Origin of the sequence: Sphingomonas sp. CD22 (genome assembly GCF_034556155.1) — a bacterium.
Taxonomy (GTDB): Bacteria; Pseudomonadota; Alphaproteobacteria; order Sphingomonadales; family Sphingomonadaceae; genus Sphingomonas.
Genome location: NZ_JAYDYX010000006.1, coordinates 256,823 through 268,269, shown reverse-complemented (window position 1 = coordinate 268,269; position 11,447 = coordinate 256,823). Strand labels below are relative to the sequence as shown.

The 11,447-nt window shown below is 68.9% G+C and carries 11 protein-coding genes and 1 tRNA gene; 5 read left to right on the top strand and 7 right to left on the bottom strand.

All coding sequences use genetic code 11. The features are described from left to right. From SFC76_RS13755 to SFC76_RS13745, 3 genes are all read left to right on the top strand, one after another. A complete protein-coding gene (locus tag SFC76_RS13755) occupies nt 1–504 on the top strand; it encodes a DUF2793 domain-containing protein (RefSeq protein WP_322849994.1) in 504 nt (167 codons plus the stop codon). 114 nt (nt 505–618) lie between these two features. Further along, nucleotides 619–1,740, top strand: coding sequence for an OmpA family protein (locus SFC76_RS13750; RefSeq protein ID WP_322849993.1), 1,122 nt, complete (start codon nt 619–621; stop codon nt 1,738–1,740). A 165-nt stretch (nt 1,741–1,905) separates the two neighbouring features. Then, nucleotides 1,906–3,207, top strand: a complete 1,302-nt coding sequence (locus tag SFC76_RS13745) for a UDP-glucose dehydrogenase family protein (protein ID WP_322849992.1) — start codon at nt 1,906–1,908, stop codon at nt 3,205–3,207. On the opposite strand, the gene SFC76_RS13740 is transcribed toward SFC76_RS13745, so the two are convergent. Next, nucleotides 3,186–3,911: a folate-binding protein gene (locus tag SFC76_RS13740; RefSeq protein WP_322849991.1), complete on the bottom strand. Its 726-nt coding sequence runs from the start codon at nt 3,909–3,911 to the stop codon at nt 3,186–3,188. The genes SFC76_RS13745 and SFC76_RS13740 overlap by 22 nt on opposite strands. A 70-nt stretch (nt 3,912–3,981) precedes the next feature. Between SFC76_RS13740 and pyrC the strand changes: the two genes are divergently transcribed. Then, entirely contained in the window at nt 3,982–5,019 is a 1,038-nt protein-coding gene (gene pyrC / locus SFC76_RS13735; RefSeq protein ID WP_322849990.1) for a dihydroorotase, read from the top strand. Between the two features lie 21 nt (nt 5,020–5,040). Here the strand turns inward: pyrC and SFC76_RS13730 are convergent, their stop codons facing one another. Next, nucleotides 5,041–5,796: a DUF1134 domain-containing protein gene (locus SFC76_RS13730; RefSeq protein ID WP_322849989.1), complete on the bottom strand. Its 756-nt coding sequence runs from the start codon at nt 5,794–5,796 to the stop codon at nt 5,041–5,043. A gap of 162 nt (nt 5,797–5,958) precedes the next feature. Between SFC76_RS13730 and SFC76_RS13725 the strand changes: the two genes are divergently transcribed. Further along, nucleotides 5,959–6,048 (top strand) — tRNA-Ser (locus tag SFC76_RS13725). Nucleotides 6,049–6,102: 54 nt separating this feature from the next. Here the strand turns inward: SFC76_RS13725 and SFC76_RS13720 are convergent. The 5 genes from SFC76_RS13720 to SFC76_RS13700 are packed head-to-tail and all read right to left on the bottom strand — an operon-like array spanning nt 6,103 to nt 11,430. Beyond that, nucleotides 6,103–7,341: a TolC family protein gene (locus SFC76_RS13720; RefSeq protein ID WP_322849988.1), complete on the bottom strand. Its 1,239-nt coding sequence runs from the start codon at nt 7,339–7,341 to the stop codon at nt 6,103–6,105. Further along, a complete protein-coding gene (locus SFC76_RS13715) occupies nt 7,334–9,748 on the bottom strand; it encodes an ABC transporter permease (protein ID WP_322849987.1) in 2,415 nt (804 codons plus the stop codon). The genes SFC76_RS13720 and SFC76_RS13715 overlap by 8 nt, the downstream gene beginning before the upstream one ends. Then, nucleotides 9,748–10,002, bottom strand: coding sequence for a hypothetical protein (locus SFC76_RS13710; RefSeq protein ID WP_322849986.1), 255 nt, complete (start codon nt 10,000–10,002; stop codon nt 9,748–9,750). The genes SFC76_RS13715 and SFC76_RS13710 overlap by 1 nt, the downstream gene beginning before the upstream one ends. A gap of 22 nt (nt 10,003–10,024) precedes the next feature. Continuing rightward, a complete protein-coding gene (locus SFC76_RS13705; RefSeq protein ID WP_322849985.1) occupies nt 10,025–10,729 on the bottom strand; it encodes a head GIN domain-containing protein in 705 nt (234 codons plus the stop codon). Between the two features lie 23 nt (nt 10,730–10,752). After that, nucleotides 10,753–11,430: an ABC transporter ATP-binding protein gene (locus SFC76_RS13700; protein WP_322849984.1), complete on the bottom strand. Its 678-nt coding sequence runs from the start codon at nt 11,428–11,430 to the stop codon at nt 10,753–10,755. Nucleotides 11,431–11,447 lie beyond the last annotated feature (17 nt).

Below are 11,447 nucleotides of genomic sequence, written 5' to 3'. Positions count from 1 at the left end.
ATGACCGATCAGATCAGCGCGCGGCTGGCGCTGCCGTTGCTCGCCGCCGGGCAGGCCGGCAAGGAGGTGACGCACAACGAGGCGCTGACGCGGCTCGACATGCTGGTGCAGCCGGCGGTGGCGGGCATCGGCGGCAACACGCCGCCGGCCGCGCCGCAACCGGGGCAATGCTGGATCGTCGGCCCCGCACCGACCGATGCCTGGGCGGGGCATCGGGATGCGCTCGCCGGCTGGACGGGTGGCGGCTGGCGGTTCGTCGTTCCCGTCGATGGGTTCGCCGCGTGGAACTCGATGTCCGGTCAACCGATTGTCTATCGTGACGGGCGCTGGCACGACGGCGACGTGGTCGCCGGACGGATCGTGATCGGCGGCGTCGCCGTCGTCGGTTCGCGTAGCGCCGCGATCGCCGATCCCGATGGTGGCACCGTTGTAGATACGGGGGCACGCAAAACATTGACGGGGATTCTCAATGCTTTGCGCCAACATGGTCTGATCGCGGGATGAAATCAGGTGTGTCATCCTTGCAACAGGTCTGAGCTTTTGCATTCTTGCGTGGAAACCAACCGTCGGATAGTGAGTTTGCCCTGTCCGTAGTGACACTCAAGAAAGGGGACTCCTATGCGGAAGCTTGCCGTCGTACTGGCACTGGCATCCACCGCGCTCGCCACTCCCGCCCTCGCCCGCGACAAGTCGTGGTACGTTGGCGTCGAAGGCGGCGCGATGATCGTCGAAGACATCGATTATGATATCGCCACCACCTCCAAGGCGGCCACGGTCGACCACAATTACGGCTATGACGTCGATGGCGTCATCGGTTACGATTTCGGCGGGTTCCGCGTCGAAACCGAAGTCGGTTACCGTTCGGCGACCGTCGACGGTTACAGCTCGACGCTTCGGACTCCGGCTTACGCCGCGAACGGGGCATTGAGCTCGGTTCCGCAGGGCACCTATGACTATGCCGGCGGCAAGACCTCGGCGCTCAGCTTCATGCTGAACGGCCTGCTCGACTTCGGCGACGATGACGGCATCCAGGGCTTCGTCGGCGGCGGTGTCGGTGTGGCTCGCGTCAAGGCGAACTACGGCCTCAACAACCGTGGCAACTTCGTCGACGATTCCGACACCGTGTTCGCTTGGCAGGGTCTCGCCGGCGTCCGCGCTCCGCTGACCGACCATATCGACGCGACGCTGAAGTATCGTTTCTTCAACGCCGACAACGTCAAGCTGGTCGACGTGACGAACCGTCAGTTCGAAGGTCGTTATCGTTCGCACAGCATCCTCGGTGGTGTGACGTACAACTTCGGCTCGCCGACCCCGCCGCCGCCGCCGCCGCCGCCGCCGGTCGAAGCTCCGCCGCCGCCGCCGCCCGCGCCGGTTGCAGAGGCTCCGGTTTGCTCGCCTGGTCCGTTCATCGTGTTCTTCGAATGGGACAAGTCGGACGTTACGCCTGAGGCCGCGTCGATCCTCGACAACGCCGTCAGCCAGTACCAGAGCTGCGGTAACGCGCAGGTCATGCTGGCCGGTCACGCCGATAAGTCGGGTTCGGCCAAGTACAACGTCGGCCTGTCGCAGCGCCGCGCGGACTCGGTGAAGGCGTATCTCACGTCGCACGCCATCCCCGCCGGTGTCATCTCGACGGAAGCGTTCGGTGAGAGCCGTCCGCGCGTCGACACCGCCGATGGTGTTCGCGAAGTGCAGAACCGTCGCGTGGAAGTCACCTACGGCCCGGGCGCCGGTCAGTAAGACCAGCTCCTACCATTGGAATGCAAATCGGGAGGTCGGCGCAAGCCGGCCTCCCTTTTTGTATGTGCGGGCCGGGCGCCGCCCCCGGATCGCTCCACCGGCACAGGCTGGCATTCGTGCCCTGTTCGGCTAGAGAGCGTTCTCCATCCGCCAAGAGGGTAATCGATGCGCATCACGATGATCGGTTCGGGCTATGTCGGCCTGGTATCGGGGGCCTGTTTCGCCGATTTCGGCCATGACGTGATCTGCGTCGACAAGGACGAAGGCAAAATCGCCGCGCTCGAGGCGGGGCGGATGCCGATCTACGAGCCGGGGCTCGACGCGCTGGTGGCGACCAACGTCGCGGCCGGGCGATTGACCTTCACCACCGATCTCGCCGCGTCGGTCGCGGGGGCGGATGCGATCTTCATCGCGGTGGGCACGCCGTCGCGTCGCGGCGATGGCCATGCCGACCTCAGCTACGTCTTCGCGGCGACCGAAGAGATCGCCGCCGCGGTAACCGGTCCGACCGTCGTCGTCACCAAATCGACCGTGCCCGTCGGCACCGGCGACAAGGTCGAGGCGATCCTGCGCGAGAAGCGGCCCGACATTGCGGTGGCGGTCGTCTCCAACCCCGAATTCCTGCGCGAGGGCGCGGCGATCGGCGACTTCAAGCGTCCCGACCGGATCGTCATCGGCACCGACGACGAGGCGGCGCGCAAGGTGATGCGCGGCGTCTATCGGCCGCTCTACCTCAACGAATCGCCGATCCTGTTCACCGGGCGCCGCACGTCCGAGCTGATAAAATATGCGGCGAACGCCTTTCTCGCGACCAAGATCACCTTCATCAACGAGATCGCCGATCTCTGCGAGGCGGTGGGCGCGAACGTCCAGGACGTCAGCCGCGGCATCGGCCTCGACAATCGCATCGGTGCCAAATTCCTCCATGCCGGTCCGGGTTATGGCGGATCGTGCTTCCCCAAGGATACGCTCGCGCTGCTCAAGACCGCCGAGGATTTCGAAAGCCCGGTCCATATCGTCGAGGCGGTGGTGAAGGTGAACGACAGCCGCAAGCGTGCGATGGGCCGCAAGGTGCTGCACGCGCTGGGCGGCAGTCCCAAGGGCAAGACGGTGGCGCTGCTCGGCCTGACCTTCAAACCCAATACCGACGACATGCGCGACGCACCGTCGATCGCGATCGCGCAGGCGCTGAACGATGCCGGGGTGACGGTACGCGCCTATGATCCCGAGGGGACCGAGCCGGCGCGGCGGATGATGCCCGAGCTGACCTATTGCAAGGACGCCTATGAGGCGGCGACCGGCGCCGATGCGGTGGTGATCGTGACGGAATGGGATGCGTTCCGGGCGCTCGACCTGCCCAAGCTGGCGTCGATCATGGCGGCGCCGGTGCTGGTCGACCTGCGCAACGTCTATCGCCGCGACGACGTCGAAGGGGCAGGTTTCGCTTATACCGCGGTCGGGCGCTGATCCTCGGCGAGCGCTGCGGCCAGCCAGTCGGGGCGTAGCGCATCGCCGATCGCCTCGACCCGGCGGTGCTCGACCATCAGGCCGAGATCGGGATAGGTGGCGCGGGTGCGATCCCCCGGTTCGCCCAAGGGTGCGACGACCAGGCGGCGGTTGACCTTGGCGCGATGGTGCATCCGCGCGGTATTCTCCTGGCCGATATAGCAACCCTTGGTGAAGCTGACGCCGTTGAGTTCGCGGGCGTTGCATTCGAGCCACAAGGTCTCGCCGTTACCGAGCTCGCCGACGCCTTCGACGACGCCGAGTGACAGGCGATGCGCGTGCCAGCCCGTGGCTGCGGCGGACGCGGGCGCGATCCAGCGCCAGCCGAGTTGCGCGAGACGCGGGTCCGGCACGCCCTGGCCGGGTTCGCGCGACCAATGGACCGCAAGGCCGTCGTCGCGCGCGATGGTGATCGCCCGGCGGAGCCGGTAGAGGCCGAGCCGGCGGATCAGCGCATCGGCCTGCGCTGCCTCGGCATCGAGCAGCAAATCGTCGCCAACCGCCCAGACGACGAAGTCGAACAAGGCCTTGCCCTGCGGCGTGAGCAGCGCCGTCCACACAGGGAGCGTTGCGATCACGTCGTTGGTGACCAGCCCCTGGAGAAAGCCGCGGACGTCGTCGCCGCCGAGCCGGACGAGCGCGCGATCGGGGAGGGTGGTGTTCATCCGTCCTACCTAGTGTCCGATCGGGCGTCATCAAGCTGGCGGGACCGGTCCGCCGCCGATAGGGAGGGGGATGACCGATCGCCTGACCATCCGCCGCCCCGACGACTGGCACGTCCACCTGCGCGATGGCGCGATGCTCGCAGCGGTCGCGCAGCACACCGCGCGGCAGTTCGCGCGTGCGATCATCATGCCCAATCTGACGCCGCCGGTGACCGATCTGGCGGCGGCGGCGGCGTATCGCGCGCGGATCATGGCGGCGCTGGGCGAGGGGGCGGACTTCACGCCGCTGATGACGTGCTACCTCACCGACGATGCCGATGCCGGGATGATCGCGGAGGGCTATGCCGCCGGCCTGTTCGCGGCGTGCAAATTATATCCCGCGCATGCGACGACGAATTCGGCACATGGCGTCACCGACATCCGGCAGCTGACGACCGTGCTCGAGACGTTGCAGCGGATCGGCATGCCGCTGTTGATCCACGGCGAGGTCACCGATCGCAGCATCGATATCTTCGATCGCGAGGCGGTGTTCGTCGAGCGCGTGCTGACGCCGCTGACGCGCGACTATCCCTCGCTCAAGATCGTGCTCGAACATATCACCACCGCCGAGGCGGCGGCGTTCGTCGCCGAAGCGGCGCATCCGATCGCCGCGACGATCACGCCGCAACATCTGCTGATCAACCGCAACGCGATCTTCGACGGCGGCCTGCGCCCGCACGCGTATTGCCTCCCCGTAGCCAAGCGCGAATCGCACCGGCTGGCGGTGCGGCGCGCGGCGGTGTCGGGCAGCCCGCGCTTCTTCCTCGGCACCGACAGCGCGCCGCATGTCGTCGGCGCGAAGGAATCGGGCTGCGGCTGCGCCGGCATCTTCAATGCGCCTTATGCGCTGGAGGCCTATGCCCGCGTCTTCGACGAAGAGGATGCGCTCGACCGGTTCGAGGGCTTCGCCTCGGAACATGGCGCCCGCTTCTACGGACTGCCGCTCAACAGCGGCACGGTGACGCTGGTCCGCGCGCCCGTCACCGTCCCGGATCGGATCGGCGCGGGCGATACCGCGGTCGTGCCGTTCATGGCCGGCGAGACGATCGGCTGGCGGCTGGAGGTCTGAGCCGCCGGCCGCCGCGCGACGTCAGAAGGGCATCCAGCGCGCCTTGCGCGTGATCTTCATATAACCGACGTTGACGCCGGCGCGATAACCGACGCCCAGCCGGATCGGGATCAGCACGATATTGCCACGGCGCAGATAGGTCGCGGCGAAGCCGCCGACGAAATACAATCGCCCCTCGGCCGCCGGGAAACGATGGAACAGATCCGCGGTGTCGTAGAGATTGTAGACCAGCACGAACACCTTGTTGGCGTCGCCGCCGGCGTCGAAACCGATCGACGGACCGGTCCAATAGACCGGCTGCTGCCCCTCGACCTTGTGGCTCATGATCCCCGAACCGTAGCGCAGCCCGACGATGAACGCGCCGGCCGCCTCGCGCCCGGCGATATAGGCGTTGGGCTGGCCCTGTTCCTTGAGCACCTTTTCCAGCAGGCCGGCGAGCCCCGCCGCGCCCTTGCCGAACACGCCCTCGCCCGCGGCGAGCAGGTCGTCCCGCTGATAGGTGTCGGCGGCGCGGTTGACCGCCTCGACCCGCGCCTCCTCCGGCACGGCCGCGGCCTGCGGAGCCGGCTGTGCGAAGCCCGGCTGCGGCGTGTCGCCTTGCTCGACCGGGGAATCGGCGCGGCGCGGGGCCGGTTGGGCGGGTGCGCGCGCGCGCGCTGGCGCGGAGGTGGCGAGATCGCCGTCGATCGCGCGATTGGGATCGATCGTCGTCACCTGCGCCGGCGCACTCGCCGCCAGCAGGCTTGCCGCCGCTATGGAAAATCCGAACACACGCATGCCAACCCCCTCGGACAACCCGACGCGCGCGAGGTTAACCATCGTCGCGCTTGCCGGGCAATGAACGAATGGCGGGATGCCGCGAAATTACGTCCGATCGCGCGGCCAAGCGCGGTTGATCCGCCCGCACACCGCCGCTATAGCGCCCACTCTGCCGCATCCGGAGACGTGGGTGAGTGGCTGAAACCAACGCTTTGCTAAAGCGTCGTACGGGAAACCGTACCGAGGGTTCGAATCCCTCCGTCTCCGCCACGATCGCATTGGGCTCCCGCCGTATCGGCTCGTCGAGCCACGCAGATCGCCCGATCAATAACTATCCCGCCCCAATTGGCCGGTAGCGCGCAGCAACGCCGCTTGTCCGATCAGCACGTCGCTACGGCTGCGCGCCAGCGCGAGTTGGGCGGAGCGGAGGGTTTCGTCGGCTATGAGGATGTCCAATGTCGTCCTGAGCGAGAAGGAATATTCGGCCCTGACGCCTTTCAGCGCCAATTCGGCCGCGGCGACGCGGCGGGCGTTGGCCTGAACGCGGGTCTGCGCGGCGGCGAGGGTCGCCCAGGCCGTTTCCGCCTGCCGGGCCGCATCGCGCTGCACCGCATCGATCGCGAAGCGATCGGCGCGATAGATCGCCTCCGCCTGGCGGATGCGCGACGCGACCAGGCCGCAAGTGAGCAGCGGCACGCGCAAGGTGACGCCGGCGACCGCGGCATCGGCATAGCCCGAGCGACCCGCGCCGGCGGCATAGCCATAGGTGCCGCCCAGCCCGACATAGGGGTTCCGCTCGGCCCGCTGTTGCGCGATCCGCGCGGCATCCGCACCGGCGGCCAGTTGCTGCTGGCGGACGACCGGATTGGCCGCGGCGGCGCGACGCCGCGCCACGTCGAGCGTCGCCGGAAGCATCGCCGGCGCCGCCGGATCGGCATCGAGCACGCCGGGGCCGTGGCCGACCGTCGCGCGATAGGTCGCGGCGATCGCCGCCGCCGTCCCCTCCGCATCGGCGAGCGTCGAGGCGGCGGATTCGCACTGCGCCTCGACCTGCGCGACGTCGGTGCGGGTCGCCTGCCCGAGTCCGAAGCGCGATCGCGCCTCGGCGACCTGCGTGTCGAGCAACGCGATGTCGGCACGCGCGACGCCCACCGCCTCCTGCGCGTAGAGCAGATCGGCATAGGCGCCGACGACCGTCTCCAGCACCGCCGCCTGCGTATCGCGCACGCCTTCGGCGCCCGCCGCGACGTCGCCCGAGGCGGCCCGGACGGCGGACGACACGCGGCCGCCGGTCCAGATCGGCAGGCTGGCGGTCACGCTGCTGCTGCCGCCCCTGCCGTAGTCGAAGCGGCTGTAGCCGGCCGCTCCGTCCGCCGCCGCCGTCAGCCGCCCGGCGGCGCGCGCCTGCTCCGGCGCCTCCGCCAGCGCGTCCTGCCGCGCCTGCGCGGCGGCGAGCTGCGGGTTGGTGGCATAGGCCGCGACGATGGCGTCGCGCAGCGTTTCGGCCGGCGCCGGGCCGGAGAGGCACAGCGCCGCGAGCGCGGCGATCGTCTTGCTAGTCATGGCGCAAGGCCCAGGCGGGGGCGGCGCGGCTGGCGCGCAGCGACTGACCGAGGACGGTCAGCACCGCGATGGCCGTGGCGAGGAGGCTCGCGCCGAGGAAATACAGCGGCGAGAGCGCGATGCGGTCGTCGAACCCCGCCAGCCAGGTCCGCGTCGCGACGTAGGCGAGCGGCCAGGCGACGAGATTGGCGATCAGGACCGGCCGGAGGAACTGCCCGACGAGCAGCTTGACGATGTCGGTCGAGGAGGCGCCGAGCGTCTTGCGGATGCCGATCTCGCGCACCCGGCGGGACGTGTTGAACGAGGCGAGTCCCCACAGCCCGACGCAGCCGATCAGGACGGCCAGCCCGGCGCCGATGCCGAACAAGCGGGTGGCACGATCGTCGGCTTCGTAAAAGCGCGCGAGCCGTTCGTCGGCGGTCTTGCCGGCGAACGGCACCTGCGGCGCCATCCGCTGCCACACCGCACGTACCCGGGCGAGCACCTCGCGCGGATCGCCGGTCACCCGCAGCGACGCGACGGTAACGAACGACGGTGCATCGGGCGTATAGAAATAATAGGTCGCCATGATCGGATCGCGCGGCGACTTGAAGCGCAGGTCGGGGACGACGCCGATGATCGTGCGCGGAACGCTCCCACCGACGGTCTTGCCGATCGCATCCTGCGGGCTGCGAAACCCCAAGGTGTCCACCGCCTTGCGCGTGATGATGATGTTCGCTGCTGCGCCCTTGGCGATCTTGCCGTGGTCGTCGGCGCGATGCTCATCGTCGAACAGGCGCCCGGCGACGGGTACGACGTCATGCGCGGTGAAGAACCCGCGCCCGACGTCAACCCAGTTCAGCATCGGGCCGGAGCCGGCGACGCCGGGCAGTGGCACGTTGTCGCTGCTGGAACTGCCGCTGCCGCCGACCGCGCTGTTCGAGATGCCGACCGCGGCGACGCCGGGCAGGCGACGGAACGCGGCGAGCATCGCGCGCGCGCGGGCCGGGCCGATCAGATCGCTGGACAGACCACTGACCACGAGCAGTCCACGTCGCTGGAACCCAAGGTCCGCCTGCCGTACATAGCGGGTCTGGGCGACCAGCACCGCGGTGCCGATCATGAACGCGATGGCGAGGCCGAACTGGAAGACGACCAGTGCCTCGCGCGTCCGCGTCCCCGCGCGGCCGCCGCCCGGCGACCGCGCAGAGGCGAGCACCGCCGCGGCGGGGAAGCGCGCCAGCAACACCGCCGGATAGAAACCCGCCGCCACGCCAGTGACCATCACCAGCGCCGCCAGCGCCGGCACGACGACGGCATAGGGGACGGTCAGCGACAGGCCGCCCGCCGCATTGACCAGCGGCAATCCCAACTCGGCAAGGATCAGCCCGAGCAGCGCGGCGATGGCGACGGTCAACACCGCCTCGCCCAGGAACTGGCGGATCAGCATCGTGCGGTCGGCGCCTAGCACCTTGCGCATCGCGACTTCCCGCGCGCGCAGGCCGGCCCGCGCGGTGGCGAGATTGACGTAATTGACCACCGCGATCAGCAGCGTCAGTAGCCCCACGAGACCCAGCGTCACCACCGTCAGCCGCGATCCCTCCCCCATGTCCTGGGTCAGATGCGCCTCGGTCAGCGGAAGCAGCCCGATGCCGATCGCATCGGATGCCTGCGGCCCCATGTCGTTGCTGGCGTGCCGCTTGACGAACGTCGGCATCTTCTGCTCGAACGCACGCGCCGCCGCAGGCGTATCGAACCGCAGAAAGGTCGCCAGCGACGTGCTGCCCCAATGCGTCCACTGCGACGGATGCCCGGTGCGGGGCAGCGGGATCAGGATCGATATCTGCTGTTCGCTATTCTTCGGCAGATCGCGGAACACACCGTTGACGCGATATTGCACCGGCACTTCGCCGACGATCGTCATAGACTGGCCGACGGGATCGCTGCTGCCGAAATATTTCTTTGCCAGGCTTTCGCTGATGAGCGTGCCGGTCGGCGTCGAGAGGCCTGCACGGCCATTGCCACGCACCATCGGCAGGTCGAAGACGTCGAAGAAGCTTGGGTCAACCTGTGCCACGTCCTCGCTCGTCGCAATCCCGCCGCGCAGAACGCTTCCGCCACCCCGACCGCCCGATAACCGGGTGCCGACAACGTTTGGAAAATCCGCGCGCAACTGGTCGAGCAGGCCGCCCATCGTCTCGGGTGCCGGGCCATTGTATGGATTGCCCGGGAGATTCCACACCGTCTCGACCAGATAGATCTTGTCGTGATCCGGCAGCCATTTTTCGTAGCTCGTCTCGAACCGCACGTAGAGGCCGAGGACGAGGAAGACGGCGATCCCGACCGCCAGCCCGCCGATGTTGAGCGCGGCATAGAGCTTGTGACGGGTGAGCGAGCGGTACAGCGACAGCAAGGCGAAACGGTTCATCACGAAGGGTCCGTCACAGCAAGAGGGGGGAGGGACAGGCGGACGGGTGCGATCCCGGCAAGGATGCGGGCATGACCGTCGCGGCGGATATCGATCGCGAGGTGCCCGGCGTGGCCGAAGGCGGTGATCGACCCGCGCACCGCGACCCGCGCCGCGTCGACGCGGACGCCGGCGAGCAGCACGATGGCGACTCCCGCCGCCAGCACGGCGGCGAAGAGGTCGCGGGCGCGGATAGGCGAAGGGGCGCGGGGCATCGCGGCGATCCGGCGCGTCGCGTCAGCCGCAGCGGACGCTGGCGGCGCCGCTGTTGCGGACCGCGCACGTCGCGCCGCCGGCAACGCGGATGCTGCCCGAACCGCTCGCGGCGATGTCGGCGGTGCGGGTCGCGGTGGCGGCGATCGTGCCCGCGCCGCCCATCGTCACGCGCACCGCGGGCGTCGCGAGCGCGCGCGTGTCGATCCGTCCCGATCCGTCGAGTGCGATGGCGACCTGCGTCGCACGCCCCGCGGCGGTGATCGTCCCCGATCCCGGCAGCGCGAACCGCGCGGTCTCGGCGTCGAGATCGGTGACGGCCAGCGTGCCCGATCCCGAGATGCTGGCGGTGAAGTCGCGACCGGTGACCGCGCCGACGCGGATGTCGCCCGATCCCGAGATGCGCGCCGCCCGCAATCGCGGCAGCGTCACGGTGATCCGGGCGCCCTGGTCGCGCCAGTTGCCGGGTTTGCGGCCGACGCGCAGCGTGCCGTCGCGCACGTCGATGGCCAGCGCGGCGACCGCGCGCGGATCGCCGTCGGCGATCACCGATAGCGTCGCGCCGGGGAGCACGCGGATCGAATCGGCCCCGGACAGGTCGATCGCGTCGAAGCCGGTGACGGCGAAGCGGCGCGGCGCGGCGTCGGACTGGGCGATCGCCGAGGTGGCGAGGCCGGCGAACGACGTGGCGAGGCCGGCGATCAGGGCGGGCAGCAGGAATTTGTGCATGGCTGGGGTCCTTTCGGTGGAGGTCAGATGGCGCGCATGGCGGAGGCGACGATGCGGCCGTCGAGCATGTCGATGCGACGCTTCGCCATGTCGGCATGGCTGGGCGAATGGGTGACCATCACGATCGTCGCGCCCTCGGCGTTGAGGCCGGTCAGGATGTTCATCACCTGCTCGCCGTTGGCGGTGTCGAGATTGCCGGTCGGCTCGTCGGCGAGGATCAGTTTGGGATCGCCGACGATCGCGCGGGCGATGGCGGCGCGCTGCTGCTGGCCGCCGGACAATTGATGCGGGTAATGGCGCGCGCGATGCGCGATGCCGACCTTGTCCATCGCCGCCGCGACGCGCGCGGCGCGGTCGCCGGCATCCCTGCGATAGGCGAGGCCGAGCGCGACATTCTCCTCGATCGTCAGTTCGTCGATCAGGTTGAAGCTCTGGAAGACGAAACCGAGCGTCTGCCCGCGGAAGGCGGCCAGCGCCTTTTCGTCCAGCGCGGCAAGGTCGCGATCGCCGAACAGATAGCGGCCGCCGGTGGGGCGGTCGACCGTGCCGAGCGTGTTGAGCAGGGTCGATTTGCCGCAGCCCGACGGCCCCATGATGGCGACGAATTCGCCGGCTTCGACGTGCAGGTCGATGTCGTGGAGCGCGGTGGTCTCCACGTCGTCGGAAACGTAGCGGCGCTGGATGTTCTCGAGACGGATCACGGGATTTGCCCTTTCGG

Bases quoted from the DNA above. Each gene is read 5' to 3' on its own strand.
- SFC76_RS13755 (WP_322849994.1), top strand. From the start codon at position 1: ATGACCGATCAGATCAGCGCGCGGCTGGCGCTGCCGTTGCTCGCCGCC.
- SFC76_RS13750 (WP_322849993.1), top strand. From the start codon at position 619: ATGCGGAAGCTTGCCGTCGTACTGGCACTGGCATCCACCGCGCTCGCC.
- SFC76_RS13745 (WP_322849992.1), top strand. From the start codon at position 1,906: ATGCGCATCACGATGATCGGTTCGGGCTATGTCGGCCTGGTATCGGGG.
- SFC76_RS13740 (WP_322849991.1), bottom strand. From the start codon at position 3,911: ATGAACACCACCCTCCCCGATCGCGCGCTCGTCCGGCTCGGCGGCGAC.
- pyrC (WP_322849990.1), top strand. From the start codon at position 3,982: ATGACCGATCGCCTGACCATCCGCCGCCCCGACGACTGGCACGTCCAC.
- SFC76_RS13730 (WP_322849989.1), bottom strand. From the start codon at position 5,796: ATGCGTGTGTTCGGATTTTCCATAGCGGCGGCAAGCCTGCTGGCGGCG.
- SFC76_RS13720 (WP_322849988.1), bottom strand. From the start codon at position 7,341: ATGACTAGCAAGACGATCGCCGCGCTCGCGGCGCTGTGCCTCTCCGGC.
- SFC76_RS13715 (WP_322849987.1), bottom strand. From the start codon at position 9,748: ATGAACCGTTTCGCCTTGCTGTCGCTGTACCGCTCGCTCACCCGTCAC.
- SFC76_RS13710 (WP_322849986.1), bottom strand. From the start codon at position 10,002: ATGCCCCGCGCCCCTTCGCCTATCCGCGCCCGCGACCTCTTCGCCGCC.
- SFC76_RS13705 (WP_322849985.1), bottom strand. From the start codon at position 10,729: ATGCACAAATTCCTGCTGCCCGCCCTGATCGCCGGCCTCGCCACGTCG.